Here is a 22223-nt window from a genome sequence, read left to right on the forward strand (position 1 = left end):
CGCTAGGGTCGGGTTTTCTGCTAAGAGCAATAACTTTACTGGCTCATTTATAAGCTTGTTGGGCTTGTGTAGACAGGAAGCCTTAAAGTCTGTTGCCAACTTAAGTATAAATTGCTATCCTCCAGTAAGATTTTACTCCTACTGACAAGCCTGTATGCCCATCCCTGACTACCAAGCGATAATGCTACCGTTACTCAAATTTACTATCGACCAGAAAGAACACTCACTACAGGAAACAATTGAGGCTTTGGCAGATCACTTCCAATTAACTGAAGATGAACAAAAAGAACTCCTACCTAGTGGTCGTCAACAAACTTTTGATAATCGTGTAGGGTGGGCGCGTACTTATCTAAAAAAAGCTGGATTAGTGGAATCAACTAAGCGAGGCTATTTTCGTATAACTGATAGAGGCATTAACACTATTAAAGCTAATCCTGTTGAGATTAATGCTAAGTTTTTAAAGCAATTTCCAGAATTTCTAGAATTTCAAAACTATACTCAACAATCAGAGGAAAGCATATCTAATGGTAGTGGAACTGAAATCAATACAACTCGCACACCAGAAGAAGATGTAGAGCTTGCTATCCAAAAACTGACAAAAGAATTAGCATCAGATTTACTACAGATAATTAAAAATTCCTCTCCTGCTTTCTTTGAAAAACTGGTAGTCGATTTATTGGTCAAAATGGGCTATGGCGGTACTCGCAAGGATGCCGGTAAAACAGTAGGGCGTAGTGGTGATGGCGGAATTGACGGTATTATCAATGAAGATCGTCTTGGTTTAGATGTGATTTATATTCAAGCTAAACGTTGGGAAAATTCTGTAGGTCGTCCCGAAATTCAAAAGTTTGCTGGTGCTTTACAAGGGTTTCGCGCTAGAAAGGGGGTGTTTATAACAACGTCAACATTTACAAGTGAAGCTAGAGATTATGTTTCAAGAATTGACAGTAAAATTATTTTGATTGATGGGGAAATACTAACTCAGTTGATGATTGAAAATAATGTTGGTATTACACCATTTGCTGTGTATGAAGTCAAGAAAGTTGATTCAGATTATTTTACGGATAGTTAAGTAGTTTTTTAAACAAATGGATGATTTGGGTTTTCCCCTTGCTGTCTCATTTCATATTCTTTAATAAATTGATTTAATGCAATCCTTTGATTTTCTGTTAATTGGCTTTGGTTAGCTAAATCTTTAACTCTATTAATTATCTCATCTGTACTTAAGTAAAATGATAACCATTGAGGATCAAGTCTGTAACCTTGTGCTAAAGTAAGAAAGTTTTCTAATAAGCGAATTAATTTTTGGTCTTCTTTAATAACTTTTCTCACCCATTGTTGAACTTCTTCTACATTACCTTGATCACGCCAAAAAGCTAGTATTTGACGTAGCTTTGGTGCTTTAAGTAAACTTTCTTTTTGTGCAGCATCGCGCACCTTATTCAAAGCAAGCTTTTCGATTTCTGCTAATTGCTGTGTATTTAAAATTCTTTGGTCTTCAGGCTTATCTCTCGTATCTTCATACTTTCCGTGTTCCGAACCTAAAGAAATAACTTGCTGTACTATTGTTGCAATTGCGTAACCGTTTAATATGGTTGTTTTCAAAAGTTGTTCTCGTTCTACCTTTTCAATCCGTTGTAGGAGCTGATTGATTAAAAACTCTATTTCATATTCATTACCTACAGAAGCAAAAGAGTTTTTTTCATCTTCAACATTCCAAAGTAGATCCCCAACTTCAAAAAAAGCCTGTAAGATTGCTTCTATACAATCTAAAGGAATATCTTTGTCAACATAATCTCTTAGACGATCTAGAAATACTCCAATTCTACTTATACCATCATGGCGTATTTGAGCAGATAGTTCTACAAGTTTCGCTCCAAAAGACTGAAAATTATTTGCTAAAGCTAATATAGCTTGCATTTCAGAAATAGATATATCACCTTCAGGTACTGTCAAACGAAAGTAAATAGGAAATATATCTGCACTACATATATGAAGATATCTTCGTTTATTTTGTAAATAGCTATCTCCCCAAGATACATTTGCACTACCTATTTTTGGAAAAATTTTCGTCAATATAAACTTAACTGCCTCTCTATCTTTTTCGTTAATTTGATTAATCCAATTATTATGAAATTCTTTTAATTTTTCATCACTCATAATGCTTGATAACGTTAAAAATCTAATTCCAAAAGTAAATAAATCAGGATTATTACGGATGATATTATATACAGTTGGGCAAAATAGCCTAATAGTCTCAATAGCAACGAAATCAACGAAATTAACCTCTCCTTTAACTCCTGGATATGTCACCATCAAGGTATTTATCAGACGCACTATACTACGAGGTGTAGTAATAAAATGTTCTATTCCTTGCCAATAAATATCTATCCAATATTTTTGCTGAAATAGTTCCTCTGGTGTATCAGATATTATTTTAATAATTTGGTTATAGAATAGTCTAGAAAGTTGTATCCTATCAGGAAGAGGTAGTTCAAAAGAAACTTGAACAATTTTCTCAAGGTAAGCTTCTCCAGATATTTTCTGTGCCTCTTCAAGAGCTTTGACAACAACTTCTTTATCAAAGAGTAAAAGATAAACAACATTTGGAAAATTAGCAACTGCTTTAATTACCCGAAACAGTTGTCTAATCTCTTCAGCAGTCAATCTATCTATATCATCAATAACAACCAAAATACGCTTTTGCTGCTTTTTTAGTGTTTCTTCTATTTCTTGTTTTAATTTATGTATATCCTTTGGACTAATCACTGTTTTTACTGTTGCAGCAAAACCTTTTGTCCATAAACCTGGAACTGTAGAAACTCTCTCCGCGAAACTTTCTATCTGGTTTTTAAATTTTCTCCCAAGGGATTGCCATTTCTCGTATAATACGCCTGATAATTGCTCAAAAAAGCTTTTGGTAAGGTCTTCCTGCCCTGAAAACCACCAAGGATTATACGGCACAATTATTGGCTGTTCCTGCTCTGGCTTTTGCTTGAGATAGTGTATTATGAAATTTAATAAAGTTGACTTACCTGAACCCCAAGGGGCATAAACCGCTATTACGAATCCATCTGGTGGAGACATTTTGCATATGCTTTCTGCAAGATTTTTGGCAAATGGAGCATAACCTAATTTGTCATCTTTCGGGTCACTTAGAGGTTTATCTGCCGATAAAATATTTAGAGTATCAGGCTCCAAACTGAAGCTATCTTGCCCTTCAAACATAAAGTTATGCTCACATGAAAATTTTCACTGGTTACAGTGTTAAATTTTTATCATGCTATACAGTAATTTTGAAACAAAATTAAGTTTTGCTAAATAATCGTGCAGATGCAAATTGAAACGCTGAGACATCAAAGCTAATATAGAGAATAGTGACGGATCTTTACAGCATTAAAGTAGGAGCATCTGCTAAACTACACTCTTTCTTTTTGATAGCGATCACTCTCCTCCCACCTCACCAGCACCCCATCCGCCGCCACAAGACCCCAATGCGGACACTTAATCACCAATTTCTTGATCACAATCTGCAAAGCAGGGTCGTCAGCCCAACATTCCATCAGAAACTTATCCCCTGGATTTTAGAGCAATTGTTCTGCCATCTTCAATCACCGGATATCGCCGCATCATCTCCGCCAACGCCACAGCCTCCCCATCCGGCGTATACACCACCTCACCCGACATAGCAATCACAATCCTCTCTTTCCTTGCCCACTTAAACCAAGCGATCGCACCAGATTTAGCCTGCGCCGACTCCGGTTTCCTCCCCTCCTTGCAAGCAGCCACAAACACAGCCTCCGGTGACTTGATCCCCTTCCAAGTCCGTACTGCCTCCTTGAGATATGCGATCGCCTCTGGTACATTTTCCCAGTACCGCTTGACTGTACGCTGAATCTCTCCGTTTAGCCGAAACTGCGGGGTACAGGGTATTTCTCGTAATTGCTCTAATACCTCTTGAACCTCCTGTTGACTAGGCTGTACTGACTTTTCTTGTGGCTCAGTGTAATCATCATCACCAGAGTCTTCGTTATGAAAACCTGACACGGCGGCGGAAGAATTGCCCCCATGATGGTCTGTCTCGTTAGTCGAGTCAACCTGTCCTGGTTTATCAACGAAGTGAGTAGTCTGGGGTAGCTCTAACTCTGGGGTTTTGCAAATTGGTTCCTGGTCACAGTCCAAAATCTCGTTTTCCAGTTTCTCACTTTTAGGAGGCTCAACAGCAGAGTGTTGTTGTGAAGCGAAGTCTTTGAAGGGGAAGTCTTTGTTATGATCTGCCTCCTGTGAGCAGTTCGATAATTCTAAAGCGCTCACATCGATTTGCTGATTTTGACAAATGCGATTCCACAAGACTTGTACGTTCTCGACGTTAACGGTGAACCAGTTTGCTTGATACCAAGTTTTCTCACTATGACGGCAGACATCAATCAATTTAAATTTATCCCGCAAGTTAGCGATCGCTCTTCTAATTGCTGATGTGGTGAAAAATGGCAGTGTTTGCCCCCAATCCTTGAGCGTTTTCCAAAACCAGCGTCTACCATCACGCTTGATATGCTTGGAAATTTGGCAGAAGTAATGAATCTGCTGGAGTATCATTGCTTCGGTTAAACCAATCTCTGCGGCCAGTAGCGGCGGAACCAACAGAGGGGATTCTGGAGTGATTAATTTACTGGTCATATTTTTAACCCAATGTCTAAAACGGCATATTTTCTTGGTCTTCTTGGGGAGCCTGTGACCAAAATTCTCTGAGTGCTTGGAGTTTTGCGGCTTGTAACTGCTGTTTCTCTTCGGGCGATACTTTACCAACTAACTGCGCTACTTCATCGCGTTGCTTCTGCTTCATTTGGTCGGTACTGATGGCGGAGAGTGCCTTGGGTTTCTCCTGTCCTTGCGCTGAGGGTTGGAAGTTGCGGCGACGGAAGAGAAAGCGGAAATGGCGTTTATCTTGTGGGGGTAACTGGTTCCACACTTCAGCATCCCAGCCGGGGGGAATGAAGTCAGATGATGGTGGCAGCAGGGTTTGAACTTGGGCCTGTAGTTCGGCGTTAGCGGAGCTTAACGAAGTTATCGCCTGACCTTGTTCTTGGATGACCTTGTTCTGCTGTTCAATTTTTGAGAGCAGTTGTGACAATAACTCTTGGGACTGTGGGGCTAACTCAGCCTCACGAGTTTTAAAAGCAAAGTAATTCTGCGCTGCTGCTATCTCAGGCTTACGTGGGTCGCCATTCATCGCCACCAAATAACAAGCGTGCCGTGAGAGCTTGTAATCTTTCAGCACTTCTCTAAATGCCTGGGATGTGCCAATTTGCGCCATTTGGACGACATCGACCAGATGGCAGGATGAGTCTATCCCTGAATTTTTGGCACTGATTTTTGCTCTTTCAACGGTGTCTTTAATTCGTTTCCAAGTTTGATAACCCAGCAAGGTTAACAATTCGGTTGCCAACCAATACTCAGTAACGTCATCATCAATTTTTCTGATTTGGTCAAAAGGGCTATGTGTAGATTGGGCTGATGTGATTGCATTCATAGTGACTCCAAATTTTGACGCATGGAAATATCACCCAACGCTCAGGCTGGGTTTTATTTTTCGGTTGTTCGGCAATCGATGTCTAAAAAATCACAATCTGCGGGTTACAACAGGCGCAACTCGTCTTTGAAATATCGGTCTGTCTTCTTGCCTCTATCGCGCCAATGCTGCCAAGCCACCCAAACCTCATCCCCAATGTCTTCGATAACTTCACCTCTGGCGTTGTACAAAGCACAGTAAATGTCAGCATGGGCAACGATAGAACCCAAGCCAATCACTTCACCATCCGAAGAACCAGACTCGGCAGGGGTTTCGTGAGGAACCATTGGTTCCGTAATTTTGGAGGATTCGGTTTTCTCCAAAGCGGTGATCAGTTCTATCTCTTCGGTGGTTAACTCTGCCCAGTAGTCGGCTTTGATAACCTCGTATTCCTGCGCCACACTCAAATAGTCGCACCAGCTACACGCAGGCGATGCCAGCACAGCCCGAATCTCGCTCACCGCTTGGGGTAGCAGTTGCAATTGTTCCGCACGATATGCGATCGCAATTGGGGTCGGCTCACTCCCTAAAAGCAAAGCAGCAGCTTGCAGGGCTTGGGTATTGTTCATGGCACTGGCGAGATTACCCAAAGCTATACCCATCAGCCTCAGACATTCCTGGGCGTTTTCTTTGGGTGGTTCTTGTGCCAGCGATCGCAGGTCAATAGTTTTGTCTAGCGATCGCTTCACTTCTTTATTTAGTGCCTTGGCCGCTTGCTTGGTGAGAGTATTGCCCCACTCTTGGGTAGGCCGTTCTTGTACAGCATTTTCCAATTCCTGAATACGCTGTTTGAGTTGTTGGTTGTCATATTCCAACTGCCTCAAGGCTTCCATCTCGTCCAAGCGTTGCTGTAACTCGATGTTCTGCTGTTTTTGCTGTTGGAATAGCTGCTGTAGTGAGGCAAGTTCTTGTTGTACCTGTTCTTCGGCTCTGGCTGTGGCTTGAGACTGTAGACCAATCCTCAATTCTTGCTCCAGCCGTTCCAATTCCTGCTGGTGCTGTTCTCTAATCTGGGCGATCGCCTCAGCATACTCTTTGGGATAAGTTCTTTCGGTAGAGAATGGAACACTTGGTGCATCCAAATCGGCATTATTGACCAGTTCCTTACTACCATCAGCAAAAGTTACAATCTGCTGCCAGTGGTTTGGGGGGTCTGCTTCGATTGTTCCCGATTCTCCATGTCTGTGGTGAGTTGGTGACGTAACCTTGACTGTGGGAAATTCAGGAACCATTGGTTCTTGGATTTTGGGAACCAATGGTTCCTGAATTTTTTTACGTGGCAGTTGAGGAACCACTTTCTGAGCCGCCGCCGCAAAGTCTGATTCACTGGGGGAAGGGTTTTCTTGCAGTGCGATTGCCACCGCTTCCTTAAGTTTTTCTGGTTCCTTAACCAGACGCAGTAAGGGACGAGCCTGACGTTCATTCTTGATGTGTTCGCCTAATTCGCCAACTGTGTCAATGACTTTCTTTGCACCTAGCAGTTGGTTAATTCTTCGGTAGCCACCCCAAGCGTATAGTTCACGCTGGCAGTATTCTTTAAAATCGGTGTAGCCTGCTTCAAGGTATAGTTCCTGGTCACGCATCTGGAGAATCTCACGCACAGCCTGCCACTCGAAGCGGTCAATGGCAGTGAACGTTTCTTGAATGCTGGCGTTGAGAATGCTGTAATCAGGGGTTGATGCTGTTTTAACGGTGTAATTGCCAATAACAGCATTATTTTCTGTGCATAGAGCAGAAGGATTTGATATTGTTTGATTAACCATAAACAAACTTGGGAGTTTGTGGAACTACCCTCAGCGTCTGCCTGGAAAACAATCGCTGGGGGTTTTAACTTGTCAGCACGATTGCTTTGAGTCTAGCATTAGGCTAGCCATTCTGCCAATCAGGCTAGACAAACATTAACACCCTTTAAAAGCTTCGCCCCCTAATGTTCTGTAGGGGGCGAATTAGTTGCTAGATTTATGAGATTTTTGGCGCTGGCTAGCATATGTTCTAGCTGATTTTTTAGTTGCTGATTTTCTGCGGCTAGCCCGCCTTTAATTTTCCCAGTTCAGCTTTAATCTCTGCTATTTCCTGTTGTTGTCTTTCTATAACTTGCCTGATATCAACAACATTTGTTTCACTGCCTCCTTTGCCTAGTCTGCTTCTAATGTAGTTTTCTATGTCTTCGGTCATGCTTGTTCCTTCTTGCTCCAGGAACTCCTTGTATTCCTGATATAGGCTTCCATCAAGCCTTACATTCAGTTGAGCGCCACGTTTCCTAGCAGGAGACTTTCTTTCGTCTGCCATCTTTGTTTCTTGAGATTTAAACAACTAATTACACTATAAAGCACAGTCTAGCCAGTGGCTATAACTTTTCTTAATGTCTGAAACCTATATAAATCATCCCTATGGCTAGTTTTTGTCTTGACAGTGGCTAGCCATAATGTTATATTAGATTCATCACCTAAAAACAAAAAGCGACCGCACCAGTCTCGCAAACTCAGCGATCGCCTTTTGTCCCTAATTAAAGGAGATCATTATTATGTCGCACTTTACCTATACACAGCAAGCACCTTCAAGCTTAAACCGCAACACATTCACAGCAGCTTCCTTATCAGATGAGCAAGCCCTAGCACAGGCAGAGCTATACAAGCACCTTGAAGACCAAGCGCAGGCCGTAGCACCAGAAGAAATTACCTGCGTTGAAATCAGTTTTTACGATCATGAAATCTACGCCAATGGTCAACTGATAGCGAAAATCACCTACGACCATAACGATTTTGTCACCCAACCCTGGCTCGTAATGGTCAACGGTACAGAAGAATTCCGAGCTAACACCTGGGCGAAGTGCCACCGCTACATCTGCATACATCACAAGGATGGCTCATTACCAGTTCAGGAACCAGAAGTACCTGCCACCAACACAGGGAATGAAATCATGGCGCAGGTATTCAACGAATGTGAGAAGTTTGGCTTGGAACTCCTGGACGATGGCGTTTACCACCACGACGAAAAACTAGGCGAAGTAGCACAGACCAACGGTAACTGGTGGTTCACACGTGCAGCAGACGCTAATCCACAGCGAATCTTTTGTAACTCTGCATTAGATGCAGTTTGGGGGCTGTTGAACCAACCACTTGAACAAATGCCTTCTGTAGAGTTGAAGCACCTGCTTGATAGCGCGGAATTAGCGGCAGCGTAACAGAGGAAATGGTGCAGGGAGCAAGATAAGTAAGTAGGAATAGACTGTATCCTCTTTGTCTTGCCTCCCCGCTTTTCCTGTCTGACGATCCAATGACGTAATCAACTATACCAACATATTCATCAGAACAATTATGCAAGCAACAATATCAATTCCACGGGGTTGGCAATACCCACGCTTTAGCTTTGGACAACGGACAGAAAACGGGTTGATAATCGGGATGAAATACTACTCTTGTGATACATTTCTCGCTAATGAATACGGTGAAGGCTGGCGTTATTTTGTGCTACCTGACAAGCATGGTGAGGATGAACAACACCTTTTGGAAGAGGACTTAAAACTACTCACGCCACACGAATTAAAAACACAAATAGAAGCCCAAATCAAAAATCATTTGTGCCAACTTGAATTGCTCAAACAAGAACTCAGAGCCATCCCTATAAATGCTGTGGCAATTCAACCTACTGCTGAGAGAGAATGCCCAAGCCAGGAACAAGAGCAGTTTTCCGTACCTCATCCCCATCTCTACGCATTAATTGATGCCGCACAACTCATCCTGAAAGAGATTGCTGAACACCCCGATTTTTTAGCACTTGACTATCAACCTGATTTGACTGTTGGTGATGCCCAAACTGCGCTTTCCTACCTGCAATCAGAACTGGAATCTAGCCAACAGTTGAACACTGCATCAGATATTTCTAACCAAAAATAAGTACCTGGATGATAATTATTCCTCCAGGTATTGGATGGGGATTTTACTGATCTGCCGTCATCAAGATTACAACAAACTCCACCACACTGTAGTGTTCATCAACACAAACAGTAAATACAGGAATCCAGAATTCACAATTCAGAATTAATCAATTTTAGGTATCTCAGCTTCACAGTTTAAAAAATCAAGCAGCCATACCAAACTCAATTTTCTCATCATTCTGGCTTCTGACTTCTGACTCCTGAATTCCTCTCAACTCATCAACACATACGCCGATATGGAAACCCTAAAAATCAACAACAGCGTTTTTCTCATTCCACCCAGCCAACCAAAGCTGCAAGCCAACTGTGCCAAGGAATACGGGCAATTTCTCTTGGACTGCCCACCAAAACTGACAATTCTGGAAGCACAACAAGGGGGCTATCTCAAGGGTAACAAAGCTGATTTTGCGATTGCCATCTCCCGTCCAGATCGTGCGCTCACGATCAACGAAAACTTCACCAATGAAGCATTCACCGAACTATGGGTGATTCCGGTTGGCGGCGAACTCAAAGACCAATTCAAAGGTCAGGCTTCCATGCTGCTCAGTTTCCTGATGCACCGCCGCAGCAAAGACTCATTCGCCGGACTGTACAATCATTTCGCCCATCGTGCATTTCAGGAATGGTGTGAGGAAGGGATGCCCGGAGATCCCAAAGAGTTTTGTTATGGCGCGATCGCCAGCGTATTGCGAAATTATATTTTCTGCGCCGAGTTCCAGAAGGTGGACGGAGCAAAGGGTACATACTGGTTCATTCAGTGGTCATACCGTAACCCGCAGTCTGACTTTGAGAGAGATGCGCTGGAGGTTGCCGAGATGATTCGTAGCGGTGCGGAGTCAGGGGCGACACTTCACTGGGTAACAAATGAGACTTACGAGCGCTGGGCCTTAAATGCAGAGCTTGCACCAGCACTACCGGGAATATCCGAGGCAGAGGCACGGGCATCACTGCAACCGCAAAATCAGCCCGTTGTAACTACCAGAAGACGGTAGTTAGGCACTGGTAACAGCGATTCACCCTTGGATCGCCACAATACTTTCTTCACAAACCCAGATATATTTTTTGTTCCCAATAACTTTAAACTATGAAACCTAAGAACAAGAAAATCAAAGAAAAACCACAACACAAATGTTCATCTTGTGGACACGAATTAACTCTACCTAAAGGTTATGAAGACACGGGTTTATGTGGTGTATGTGCTACTGGCTCTAGTGCAATGCTTGATGAGTTTGGCGAGTCTTGGTAAAACTTTAATCCCAAAGGTTTATCACACTGCTTTGCCTTACTTGTAGTCGTGTTTAGAAACAGTCAAAAACTTGACATTACATTGAACTTTTCCACTGATTTCAAAAGCCAGCAGTCAGAATTAATCAGCTTATTGGTGCTAAATTCTAACTTCTGACTCCTGAATTCTGTTTACATAACAAATGTAGAAACTGCCATGACACCACAAGAATACGAAGTCAAATATAATCTCAAGCCCATAGTGGTAGCTTACGAGCATTGTTTGAGTGAAACCGGTTATCGCCGGCAAAAACTAGCAACGGGAAATAGAACTAAACCTTCGGTTTTGGCTTGTCGAATTTCTCAGTTGTTAGATTTCATTAGAGAAAATGGTCTTGAGCCTCCTAATCCCATTTTTTTTGATTGATCATTGAACGTGGTGTCTCACCGTTTATTCATCCACCAGTCGCACAAAATTTATGGCTGAATTCTGGTGACTGAATCCTGAATTCTGTTTCGTTAGACAAATCATTTACCCAGTTAATTGCCCGCCGAGTGCGGGTTTTTTATTATTTACTCATAACGCAACAATGTTGCACAAAAAAAAGGAACATAGTTCTCATGACGCAATTGCTAAAACGTTCACCTATTCATCTGTAAATTTCAAGTATCAGACAGCGTATATGAAATCATTACCAGTGTAAAAACAACAGGCGTGAATTCTCTGAAATAACTCTAGACAAAAAGTAAATCATTCAAGAAATAACAAAGGCATTATTAAAATAGCAATATCAAAAGATAGAGCCTAATTCATCAGATTTAACTCTACAAATCTACTAAAAAAATAAGCGCATTTTCTGAGATTCATAATATGAAATAATGTTGCACCTGCAATATTTCAACAATGTTGCATTTATGTTGCAACCCCCAAACGTGCAACAGCGTTGCAAACAATTAATCAAAAAAACCCCTAAAACAGCCAATGTTTATGGACACAAGAGGATTAGATGCAACATGACTTAGCAGAGGTGCTAGACCACTTGAGCAAAGACAGAAGATTTTTCAATGGGTTTGAGGATAATTTACTAACAAGAACTGAATGGTCTTATGTATTAGGAATAGACCGGACAACTCTTTGGAGATGGGAGAAAGACATCATCTATAAAGTAGCTCCTATAAAAACAGCTTACTTGTCCACTGACAGGGGAGCGCGCACTCATTACCTAGATGCTTATCAGAGATTTTTACTCACCTGTATTTTCATCTTCAAAGGGTATGTAGCTCAGGGGATGAAAACCAACAAGCAGGCAATTACTTTTCTGAAGATTAATTTCAATCAACTTAAGCGTGAACAATTTGAGGCATGGAGAAAGGATTATGTCTAAATTCACTCGCCAACAACTTCATGAGTACTTTGGAGATCGCTATCTGCCAGAACAGGTCAACCAAGCACTCATCATCCTCGCCGACAATGGTGCAGAAATTGATGCCTATGGAACCGAATTTTCCTTAGAAATTACCGATGAACTCGAAAAAATCTTTGATGCTGTGGGCGCAGCTTTAAATAATCAAAAGAATTTGGGGCATCAAGATCAAGTATTGACTGTCATGGAAGCCAACGCCATTGCCTCTAAGTTTTCACAACATTCTAACCCCCAATTAATGGCCGCGATGATTCGGGTAGTGACTGAGGAGGCGATCGCTCAAGGTGCAGCCTTAACTCAAATCAAATCTCATGTTTTGGAGCGGGTTTTAGAACAAGGTGATCTGACAATTGCCCAATCAATTTTCAACCGAGGTCAGCAAACATCCTCTTATGTACAGGAATTAGCCAACAACAACGCTCGTATCGACAAGATGATTGCAGGCTATGGCATAGAAACTGTTGACGTTGATGCTTTTTTAATAGAAGTACGCGGTAATTCTGACGATGTGAAAAATACTCTCAAGACTCTAGCCTCTGCCGCAAACAAAACCTTTGACATTGACGCATTCTTGCTGGAGGTTGGCGAGTAATGTTGACAGTCAGACAATGGCGCAAACATAAAACATCCTTCATCTTTGGAGGTTTAACCCTTGCCTCCCTCATCTTCTCTAGCAATGATATTGCCCGAAATATGCAGTCTATCTCGACTATCAAGGAGCAGATTGCTAATCAATCCCAAAAACAAACCAAATTGGAACAACAGTTTCAATTTGAGCAAGAACAAGCCAAAATTGCTGATGCTAGGTATAAATTAGGGTGCTTACCCATTGTGGCTACACAATACCCACATCGCTACGTGACCCTTGTGGAGGGGCAAATTTTAACAGACAGAATCACGGGGCGCATACTTCCCCAGGGAACTGTCGTTTGTGATGCCAATGGGAATACAGGTGTGATTGGGGAGGATGGGGCGGTGTCAGAGATCGCTTTTACAGGTGATCGAGATATGATTGCCAAACGCCTTAAACGATTCAGGGGTGGTATTTATAGTCAACCCATTGATAGAGGAGATTGAAGTCAATGGTTAACTTTACAATGCCCAAACGACGAAGTGATCATAAAAACAGCAAGCCTAACACTTGGTTGAGATTACTTTACTGGGGACTTGTTTGTGCTGGTATATGGTTCGCTTACCTCAATATACAACCCTATGAGCGCGTGGTGGGGTTGTTAAGTAGCAAAAGTCTCAATAGTGCCTTTGTTTACCTGATTTCCATCATCCCAATTGTCAACGGCATCGCCGCAATCATTGGCAAAGGTGTTACCTGGATACTTGGCACCGTCTTGTGGGGAGTTATTCAAATCATTGAGGTTCTACCATTGGTTCTTTATAACAACGAAAGGTTTGTAGAAACAGTCATTTCATCTGCTGATAGCCGCAGCCGATATCAACTAAAAGACGATGACGACCCCACTTTAAAAATGTTGAAAAAAGTCTACAACGGTCTTCCCACTTCAGTAATTAGCAATCTGGAAATGCTGAAAGTTTTCACCTACACCATAGATTTTTTGATTTGCATCACGGTCTATAGCCCAGTGGAAAGCGGGGAATTCTCGGACTTTTTCTTCATTCTGGCGACTGGGCAATGGAGGAAGCTGGACTACGGCAACCTTGCTCTAGCTTTGCTCACATTGTTCGCAATTGAAGTCATTATCAGCTTAATTATCTGGGTTGGGAAATTAAGTTACGCCATTCAAGAGTCTTCAAATTAAAAATGGAAATGAGCCGTTTTGATCCCCATAAAATTACGCGCACCCCCGAAGAGTGGTCGGCTATTGCCTTCAAGCAAACCACAGAAAATAACATTCAATGGAAAATTGCCCTGGGTGTAATAGTTGCCGCCGTTGCTGCTTCTGCAACTTCCCCGATTACTGGAATTGCGATCGCTCTTTGGTCAATTTTTAGTAGTATTCAGCAAGCAAGAGAGGTACAACGCAATCAAGTAGCGATTAGAGAATACGGTTGTGTTGCTCACGTCTTGGATGGGGATGATTTTCGTGCCTACTACCAGCAGGTGGGCAAAGATGCGCTAGAAACAGAGTTAAAATTTGCTGATCAACAGGGTTATTCTCTGTCAAGTGCAGCTTTAGATTATTTGGCAGATACGGGAGAGCAAGGGGGATTATCAGTCACTTCTTCCCTGCAAGCTGGTTGCTTTCAGTCGCTTAACCCGAACAACGCACTGCCTCCCCTCCCTGTACCTTCCACTCATACTCAATCCTCAATCCACAAACCGAGCAATGTCATAGATATCGTGGCAATGATCTCTGCTCCCATCCGTAATTGTATTATTTTCGGAATTGGTGGCAGTGGTAAGGGGATGTTGGTTGCCAATGCCTTGCGGCGAATTAAAGCTGATAGCCCAAACCGCAAAATCTTCTACATCGACCCCAAAAATGAACCGGGGGAGTATGGTTACACTGATGCCATCGTTGATGTTATTCACCGTAAATCCTGCGATGGCTGTTGCCCAGAAGAAATTTGTGATTGGATGGATGAGGTGTTGGATGAATATACGGGTTGGGCTAATCAGCAAGAAGAGTCTTTGCTGATCATTGATGAGGGTTCTATTCTCGGAGATGCAGCCAAAAAGACTAAAAACACTCGCATTGGTACGCTAATCCTGCATACTGCTTCTCTTGGTGGTGCAAAACGCAAAAATGTCTGGTTAATGGCACAATCTCCATTCGTTGGCCCTTTGGGTTTGGAATTGTCCGCTACTAGTCAAATCACTGCCATTGCCTTAGTCAGCGACCAAAACACCAATGTCATCAAACAATGGCAGCGATCTCCCATACTTGAAAAAATTGACCTAGATTACCTTAACCAATTGATCAAGGAATCTCCTGTCCACCGCGTTGTCTTCTTCGGTGGTAACTCCAAATGGTGGGCAATGCCCGAATTGCCTAACTACTCAGCCATTGACCGAGATGGCAATAAACCTGTAGGCGATGCGCTCTCTACTCAAGAAAGAATCGAACTTCGAGAGCGTACTGCTACTAAACTGATGATTGAGCGGCTTGAAAGAACCAGACATCTCAACCTAGACGACTTTATCATTCAAGAACTAGGGGCTGGGGAGCGCCAGGAAGAACTCAAAAAAGCAATCATCACTGTCATCAAACACGCTAACCATCGCGGATTGATCTACAAATTCAAACTTGGTTAACATACAAACCACCTGCAATTTATTTTCTTGGTCGTAGTCAATTTTAGTAGTGCCGATTGATGAGTCTGCCAGTTTGTTTTTGCATGAAAGCTCCAAGAATTACTGCTTAGTAAATGTAATTTAATACTTTAAGATATAAAATTGCACTATTAAATTTATTAAAGCGGAGAAATTTGTTACAAGTAAAACCCAGAAGGAATCATAAATTTATTTTCATTTTTATTGAATAAATATAAACTTACTATATTAATTTTTACAATTGATAATTATAGACAAAATACAGAAAATCTCAAATTATTCAACAACCATTAGTCAGTTGTTTTGTGGCTTTTTTTATGGTGAGGTGTAATTAAGTCTAAACAACTTACTTAATAAATTCTCACTAAGAGGCTTTTATGGCAGATATTAATGGGACTACTGCCAACGATTTTCTCATCGGCACTCAAGATGATGACTCAATTTTTGGTGTTTTAGGAAATGATATTTTAATCGGTTTAGCCGGTGACGATTTCCTAGTTGGTGACATAGGCAATGATTTACTTATAGGTGGCAGGGGTGACGATACTCTTTATGCCGGAATCAGCAGTGGATTACCCTACGCACCAGGATATGGAGGCGACGAAGGCTCGACAAATATATTGTTTGGTAATAGTGGAAATGACCAATTGTTTGGCTCCAATGGTGATGATTTCATGTTTGGCGGGTCAGGAGATGACTTAATTCAAGAATGGTTCCTTGGGGGTGATGATTATTTGGATGGCGGTGATGGTGACGATATTATCCGTAGCGGATTCGGCAATGACACTCTCATCGGTGGAGATGGAGATGACGTTTTAGTAGATGAAAGCTTCCGATTCGGTTCTGGAGATGATTATCTTGATGGCGGTAACGGGAATGATACTCTCAATAGTGGCATCGGAAATGATACCGTTTTTGGTAGCAATGGCAATGATACTCTTATCGGTGCTGGCGGAAGATCGGGGCCTCCTGAATTTAGTATTTATGGTTCTGGAGAAATCGATACTTTAACTGGAGGTGAGGGCCGTGATACATTCGTCTTGGGACGTGGCGGTTTAAATTTTGTTGGTAACATCGATAGTTTTTATGGTAGTCGTAACCGTGATCCGATTGGTGGATTAATCACGGGTGGTAATAATGATTATGCGCTGATTACAGACTTTAACTCCATCCAAGATAATATTCAGCTTGCTGGAACAATCAACGATTATGTTTTAGGTTCATCTGGTGATGGCTTACCATCCGGCATCAGCATTTATCTGACTATCCCTGATAGTGCAACCAATGAATTGATTGCCATTGTCCAAGGCGACACTAATTTGAGTCTCAGCGCTAGCTACTTTACTTATTTAGGCTGATTGTTCATTAACTAAAATTTCAATTGCGAATTATTAAATCGTGCCAACTTCTAGAACTGGGAGTAAAGCAGGTGACGTTAGCGTAGTGTCAGGGACGGGTGGCAATTATAGTAGTTAATCCATGAGATATTTATTGCCCGTCCCTGACACCACCTGCTTTAAGCGGAGCGGCTCCCAGTTCCTCGCCGAGTTGTTAACTGTCCGTATTTAGCCGATCAGCTTTACTGTATGAGGGTTGTGAAAAGTGCAAGTGAAGAGTTAACGATATCGCCTCCATAAGCGCCGCCAAAGCAAAAGCACTAAGATAGCGATGACAAATCCGCTCAGAGTGTATATCCCCTTAGTCGCGGGGATTAGCCACCAAGGTTCTTTTGGGGTTGTCTGTTGTGTACTTGTTGTGGGTTGCGTAGTTTTTATCTGTGGTGTACCTGTTGTCCGTTGTGGGCTTACTTGAATCTTGAATGTGTTGACGAGGTATGACCTTACAGGGTTGTCATTTTCTTTATCTAGTCCTGGTAAAGCAGAAACAAATGAGCCAAAAGTCCATCCCGCAGCGAGAAGACTAACGAAAGTTTGAAAGTTGCGATCACGTTCAGCTTTTTCTACTTCAACTCGGCTACGAACGGCATTAATGGTATCTGATAGTAATTTTAAACCTCGCTCCAGGTTTTCTGAGTCTTTAGTTATCTGTAGCCGATATTTATCTTTAACTAATTCACTAAACTCTGTTAAAAACTTAATTTCTGTTTCTTTATTTACTTGAATTTTGTGAGACTTTTGTTTAATTCTACCTAAACGTTTTTCATAATTGCTTAAATTAATATCAATCGTACCACCTTGAAAATCAAGGACAGTTAATTCTCTTGTATAATCATTGAGTGTATTTTGCACATCCACTAATGTTTTATGCAATGTATTTAACTCGCTTCCCTTACTGGTAGCTTGTTCAATAGCATTGCTGCCAACTTTAATTTTAGTAAAATAAGTTTGTAAAGAATGTTTTAACAGGCGACTTTGACTATAAGCCCAAACTATTTTATGACGGTAATAAAATAAGCGTATCCAGTCAGAATAAAATTTACCAGATTGGTTAGAAGTAGCTTCGTCTGGATATATCATTATAATAAAATGCTGATTGTTTTGAGTTAGTTCAAAAATATTTGCTCCGAGAAAGTGTCCTTGACCTTGTAAATCTCCTTCCCAATCTAAACCGGGCATTAATGCCTGATAGCAAGCTTGAGCAATCTCTTCAGAGCATTTGGGTTGATCCGGAGGTAGCCAGCCTGAAAGCATCCAGGTTTGCCCAATAGTAGCTGTTTGACTCTTTAATATTCGCTCAATTTCAGCTTTGATATCTACAAAGCATTTAGCTGGTTGAGCATTAGTTTTATTTTTAAAAGCACACTCTACAAGTAAGCCATAACTATCACCGAGTAGCACAGGATAGAAATAGCCTTCATATTGTTCATTATGATGTTTTGTCTGCGCGTATACATCTTTGAGAAGATGTACATATTCGCCTGGCAAATCTTGCCCATTTTCTAACAATAATGGGCGAATGTATTCAGGAATTTTATTGTAATAAGATTGTTGATTCTGCTTAATTTCTTCTGGAGTATCACCTAAACTATACTTCAAGTCATAAAGAAAAATGTCAATAGTGGGATAAATAAGGTCAGTCATTCCAAGAAATAATTTAGATTTTGGATTCTGGATGGTCAACACAGATAAATATTTTTTTTATCTGTTAAAACACAAGGCTATTATCTTGCTAGTTAGTCACATAAGAAATAAATTGATTGCCTAAGAACTCAAATTTATTGAAACACATTATAAGTCATAGTTTTAACCCATGATGATATGTTTTGCCATTAGTTTAGTAGTCTATTGATAATTACGCAAGGGAAAGGATGAATTAACCCCACCTTTGAAGTGAGGGGGGTTAAGGAGAATGAAGTTGCTATGGTTAAGGCAAATATAGATGAATGAGGATAGCGTTATTTTTGTGCAAGATTTTGGTTTAAAAATTGTTGGAATTGCTCAAAGCGACTTAATTTTTTAGCAGTTTCAGAAGGATTGGGAGTTGCCATAACCCTGATAGCCATATTGGTAATTTCATTGCTTCTCAAGTCTGATGAGCTAACTTGTGGAATAGCACGGGTTGTCGGTTGAAGTTTCTGCTGTGGTACAACTTGTTCTACTTCAGCCTCGCTAGGTAGTAAATTGAGAGGCATTGTATCACCTAAATTATCTAATTGAGATTTAGCGGCTTGAAAGCGTTGATTTAAAGGTTCGTTAGTTTCGAGCATCGCTAACAAGCGGGGTTTGATGAGTATCTCCCAAGCTTTTGGGTTGACAGACAGTTGTTCAGCAATGTGGGATAAGTTGGATTGTTCCGTATCACTTAGAGGAGTTTCGGAATCTTTCAGGGCTAGTAACAGAGCTAATAAAGTATTGTTAAGATTGGTAGTTTCCATAAGGAAAATTACTAGGTTTTTTTGGTTACATGATTAATTAGCCTAGCGTAAATACTTAAATTAATTTGTGGTTATGGAAAGAGAAGCACTCGTGATCGGGATTAATCGCTATCCGACGCTGATAGAAAAATCTAGCGATCGCCCGCCGCATCTCAAAGCCCCAGCCACTGATGCCGAAGCCATAGCCCAAATTTTAGAAACTTATGGGAAATTTCATGTCGAGCGTTTACCAGCAGCTTATAATCTGGATGGGTCTTGCTTTGTCGATCCTCAGCAGCAGCTAACACTTAAAGACTTAGAAACAGCTATTGTCCAACTTTTCAACCCTCCTGGGGGCAGCATTCCTGATACAGCCTTGCTGTTTTTTGCGGGTCATGGTTTACGCAAAGATATCGGCGGAGTAACAGAAGGCTTTTTAGCTGCCAGCGATGCTTGTCCTGTGATTGGACAGTGGGGACTTTCCTTAGACTGGTTACGCAAACTCTTACAATCTTCCCCGGTAAGGCAGCAAATTGTTTGGTTAGATTGTTGTTATAGCGGTGAGTTATTGAGTTTCCATGATGCAGATCCTGGCAGTTTTGAGACAAAGGATCGATGTTTAATTACCGCTTCTCGTGGATTTGAAGTCGCTTATGAAGAATTGAGTGGCAATCATGGGATTTTGAGTGGCGCATTAGTAGAAGCACTAAAACCTGAAAGTCATGCTGAAGGCTGGGTGACAAATTACTCGCTGGTTGACTTAATCAAGCAGCAGCTAAAAACTGCCCGTCAGCGTCCCATCTTTCATAACACTGGCGGAGAAATTATCCTCACGGGACAAAAAGAAAAAATCGACCGTGCTGTTTTAATGGCAGAGTTATGTCCTTACAAGGGTCTAGCAGCTTTTGATTTTAACGAATCAGACCCCAAATATTTCTATGGACGCACCGCTTTAACTGATTCGCTTTTAGAGAATATCAGGCAAGGGAATTTTTTGGCGGTTGTCGGGGCTTCTGGAAGTGGTAAGTCTAGTGTAGTCAAGGCAGGTTTACTGCATCAACTGAAGTTAGGCAAAAGATTGGGAGGAAGTGATCAATGGGTGATCAAGATTTTTCGGCCCGGAGAGCATCCCCTCAAAAGTTTAGCTAGAGTATTTGCAGATCACATAACTCCCCGCCAGGTTCAGGATGCCCAAACGCAGACAGATAAACCGAAATCTGAATTAGAAAAGACAGAAGAATTACTCAACAAGGGTGCGATCGCATTAACCCAATTAGTTCAAACCACATTGCAATCATTAGGAATACCGCATGAGCTAGAGCCTGATGCCAAAACTCTACCCTTACAAACCTCAATTTCCCAGCGCCTTATCCTCGTTATTGACCAATTTGAAGAAGTTTTTACTCTCTGTCAAGATGAAAACGAGCGACAGGAGTTTTTTGAGTGTTTGTTAGGGGCATTAAATGGTTCTGGGTTGACGGTGGTAATGACGATGCGGGCAGATTTCTTTGGGAAATGTGCCGAACAGGAATATGCAGGATTAGCACAGAAAATTCAAGAGAATCTCGTCACTGTCACCCCAATGAATAAAAAGGAGTTGACCCAAGCCATTACCCAACCTGCCTATCAAGTCGGGTTAGAAGTGCAACGGGAACTAGTAGAACAAATGCTAGCCGATGTGGAAGGCCCTGGTAGTTTACCTTTGTTGCAATATACCCTAACAGAATTGTGGCGGAAGCGAGAGGTGAATCGCTTAACTCTGGCAGAATATAGCAGACTTGGTGGAGTCAAAGGCACGCTACAAAAACGGGCTGATGAAGTTTATGATGCGCTCGACTCCAAAGAAGAACAACTGACTGCTAAACGGATATTCATCGAGTTAACCCAGTTGGGAGAAGGAACAGAAGACACCCGCAGACAGGTGTTTAAGACAGATTTAGTCAACCCCCAGCAATCGGCAGAAGTGGTGGAACAAGTGCTAATGAAGTTGACAGATGCCAGATTAGTCGTCACATCTGAACTGCAAGCACGGGGAGAGAGTCAAAAGACTGTGACCGTGGTGGATGTCGCCCATGAAGCACTGATTCGCCATTGGCCAAGACTGCGTGCTTGGGTGAGTGAAAACCGCGCCGCCATCCGAATTGAGCGCAAGATTGAGGCAGCATCAGAGGAATGGGAAAGTAAAAACAAGTCCAAAGATTATCTGTTTACCGGGACAAAATTGGCAGAGGCAGAGAATTACTTGCAAGAGTATGGGGATCTCGGTTTGCTGTCGCATGTAGCATCGGAATTTGTGCAGAAAAGTATTCAGCAACGTAACACAAGTAAATGGGTTAGGTTTGGCGCAGTTGCTGCTTTTGTAGGCGTGGTAGCTATAGGCGCAGTTGCTTCAACAATTTTTGGATTGGAGTCTCGCAAACAAGCAAGCATCGCCAAAGAACAAGCAACTATTGCCAATCTGCGAGAAAAAGCTACAAATATCAAATATATACTGCCAATACAGACAAATGTAGAGCAATTAATTTCAGCAATTGGGGCAACTGGTGAAAGTCAGTCACAACTCAAGGAAGTTTTGAGTGAAGTCCAATCTAGTTTATCGGAAGCAATAGAAGCTGTTCGTGAGCGCAATATTTTTTCCGGTCATACCGATGCTGTCACGGCGCTGGCGCTCAGTCCCGATGGTCAGTACATTGTCAGTGGCAGTAGTGACAAGACGCTACGGTTGTGGGATACAAAAGGCAAGTTGCTCCACACCCTCAACGGTCATACAGGTCCTGTCGCGGCGCTGGCATTCAGTCCCAATGGTCAGTACATTGTCAGTGGCAGTGATGACAAGACGCTACGGTTGTGGGATACAAAAGGCAAGTTGCTCCACACCCTCAACGGTCATACATCTGCTGTCAGGGCGCTGGCGTTCAGTCCCGATGGTCAGTACATTGTCAGTGGCAGTGATGACAAGACGCTACGGTTGTGGGATACAAAAGGCAAGTTGCTCCACACCCTCA

Annotated in this window: 21 protein-coding genes; 13 read left to right on the forward strand and 8 right to left on the reverse strand. The window is 42.0% G+C overall.

What is annotated here, in order from left to right; translation table 11 throughout:
• Nucleotides 1-154: 154 nt before the first annotated feature.
• Nucleotides 155-1072 carry a restriction endonuclease gene (locus H6G14_RS25815; RefSeq protein WP_190570900.1) on the forward strand — a complete coding sequence of 306 codons (918 nt, stop codon included), beginning with the start codon at nt 155-157 and terminating at the stop codon, nt 1070-1072.
• Between the two features lie 8 nt (nt 1073-1080).
• Here H6G14_RS25815 and H6G14_RS25820 read toward each other — a convergent pair whose 3' ends face one another.
• From H6G14_RS25820 to H6G14_RS25845, 6 genes are all read right to left on the reverse strand, one after another.
• Entirely contained in the window at nt 1081-3228 is a 2148-nt protein-coding gene (locus tag H6G14_RS25820) for a KAP family NTPase (RefSeq protein WP_190570902.1), read from the reverse strand.
• Nucleotides 3229-3419: 191 nt separating this feature from the next.
• Nucleotides 3420-3563 carry a hypothetical protein gene (locus H6G14_RS25825; RefSeq protein ID WP_190570904.1) on the reverse strand — a complete coding sequence of 48 codons (144 nt, stop codon included), beginning with the start codon at nt 3561-3563 and terminating at the stop codon, nt 3420-3422.
• A 7-nt stretch (nt 3564-3570) separates the two neighbouring features.
• Nucleotides 3571-4677 carry a CBS domain-containing protein gene (locus H6G14_RS25830; protein WP_190570906.1) on the reverse strand — a complete coding sequence of 369 codons (1107 nt, stop codon included), beginning with the start codon at nt 4675-4677 and terminating at the stop codon, nt 3571-3573.
• A gap of 16 nt (nt 4678-4693) precedes the next feature.
• Nucleotides 4694-5530, reverse strand: coding sequence for a BRO family protein (locus H6G14_RS25835; protein ID WP_190570908.1), 837 nt, complete (start codon nt 5528-5530; stop codon nt 4694-4696).
• Between the two features lie 104 nt (nt 5531-5634).
• Entirely contained in the window at nt 5635-7332 is a 1698-nt protein-coding gene (locus tag H6G14_RS25840) for a hypothetical protein (protein WP_199326292.1), read from the reverse strand.
• Between the two features lie 262 nt (nt 7333-7594).
• Nucleotides 7595-7858, reverse strand: coding sequence for a hypothetical protein (locus tag H6G14_RS25845; protein WP_190570909.1), 264 nt, complete (start codon nt 7856-7858; stop codon nt 7595-7597).
• A 235-nt stretch (nt 7859-8093) separates the two neighbouring features.
• Here H6G14_RS25845 and H6G14_RS25850 point away from each other — a divergent pair, with 235 nt between their 5' ends.
• The 11 genes from H6G14_RS25850 to H6G14_RS25900 all read left to right on the forward strand — a co-directional run bounded on the left by H6G14_RS25850 (nt 8094) and on the right by H6G14_RS25900 (nt 16762).
• Nucleotides 8094-8753 (forward strand): hypothetical protein, encoded by a 660-nt coding sequence (locus H6G14_RS25850; RefSeq protein WP_190570911.1) that lies wholly within the window; start codon nt 8094-8096, stop codon nt 8751-8753.
• Between the two features lie 133 nt (nt 8754-8886).
• Entirely contained in the window at nt 8887-9465 is a 579-nt protein-coding gene (locus H6G14_RS25855; protein ID WP_190570912.1) for a hypothetical protein, read from the forward strand.
• Nucleotides 9466-9742: 277 nt separating this feature from the next.
• Nucleotides 9743-10498: a hypothetical protein gene (locus H6G14_RS25860; RefSeq protein ID WP_190570914.1), complete on the forward strand. Its 756-nt coding sequence runs from the start codon at nt 9743-9745 to the stop codon at nt 10496-10498.
• Between the two features lie 92 nt (nt 10499-10590).
• The gene (locus tag H6G14_RS25865) at nt 10591-10752 is read left to right on the forward strand and encodes a hypothetical protein (RefSeq protein ID WP_190570915.1); all 162 of its coding nucleotides are present in this window, start codon (nt 10591-10593) and stop codon (nt 10750-10752) included.
• A 195-nt stretch (nt 10753-10947) separates the two neighbouring features.
• Nucleotides 10948-11157 carry a hypothetical protein gene (locus H6G14_RS25870; protein ID WP_190570917.1) on the forward strand — a complete coding sequence of 70 codons (210 nt, stop codon included), beginning with the start codon at nt 10948-10950 and terminating at the stop codon, nt 11155-11157.
• 580 nt (nt 11158-11737) lie between these two features.
• Nucleotides 11738-12115, forward strand: coding sequence for a hypothetical protein (locus H6G14_RS25875; protein ID WP_190570919.1), 378 nt, complete (start codon nt 11738-11740; stop codon nt 12113-12115).
• Complete coding sequence (locus tag H6G14_RS25880) at nt 12108-12746, forward strand: hypothetical protein (protein WP_190570921.1); 639 nt, start codon at nt 12108-12110, stop codon at nt 12744-12746. The genes H6G14_RS25875 and H6G14_RS25880 overlap by 8 nt, the downstream gene beginning before the upstream one ends.
• Entirely contained in the window at nt 12746-13231 is a 486-nt protein-coding gene (locus tag H6G14_RS25885; protein WP_190570923.1) for a hypothetical protein, read from the forward strand. Before H6G14_RS25880 ends, H6G14_RS25885 begins: the two co-directional genes overlap by 1 nt.
• 5 nt (nt 13232-13236) lie before the next feature.
• Complete coding sequence (locus H6G14_RS25890; RefSeq protein ID WP_190570925.1) at nt 13237-13929, forward strand: hypothetical protein; 693 nt, start codon at nt 13237-13239, stop codon at nt 13927-13929.
• 2 nt (nt 13930-13931) lie between these two features.
• Entirely contained in the window at nt 13932-15386 is a 1455-nt protein-coding gene (locus tag H6G14_RS25895; protein WP_190570927.1) for a hypothetical protein, read from the forward strand.
• Nucleotides 15387-15781: 395 nt separating this feature from the next.
• On the forward strand, nt 15782-16762 hold the full coding sequence (locus tag H6G14_RS25900) for a calcium-binding protein (RefSeq protein WP_190570929.1): 981 nt from the start codon (nt 15782-15784) through the stop codon (nt 16760-16762).
• A gap of 258 nt (nt 16763-17020) precedes the next feature.
• On the opposite strand, the gene H6G14_RS25905 is transcribed toward H6G14_RS25900, so the two are convergent.
• On the reverse strand, nt 17021-18445 hold the full coding sequence (locus H6G14_RS25905; RefSeq protein WP_190570931.1) for a hypothetical protein: 1425 nt from the start codon (nt 18443-18445) through the stop codon (nt 17021-17023).
• A gap of 314 nt (nt 18446-18759) precedes the next feature.
• Nucleotides 18760-19239, reverse strand: a complete 480-nt coding sequence (locus tag H6G14_RS25910; protein WP_190570933.1) for a hypothetical protein — start codon at nt 19237-19239, stop codon at nt 18760-18762.
• A 73-nt stretch (nt 19240-19312) separates the two neighbouring features.
• Between H6G14_RS25910 and H6G14_RS25915 the strand changes: the two genes are divergently transcribed.
• Nucleotides 19313-22223: nSTAND1 domain-containing NTPase (locus H6G14_RS25915; protein WP_190570935.1), on the forward strand; the 2911-nt coding region annotated here is incomplete at its 3' end.

Source organism: Nostoc parmelioides FACHB-3921 (assembly GCF_014696625.1).
Lineage (GTDB): Bacteria > Cyanobacteriota > Cyanobacteriia > Cyanobacteriales > Nostocaceae > Trichormus > Trichormus parmelioides.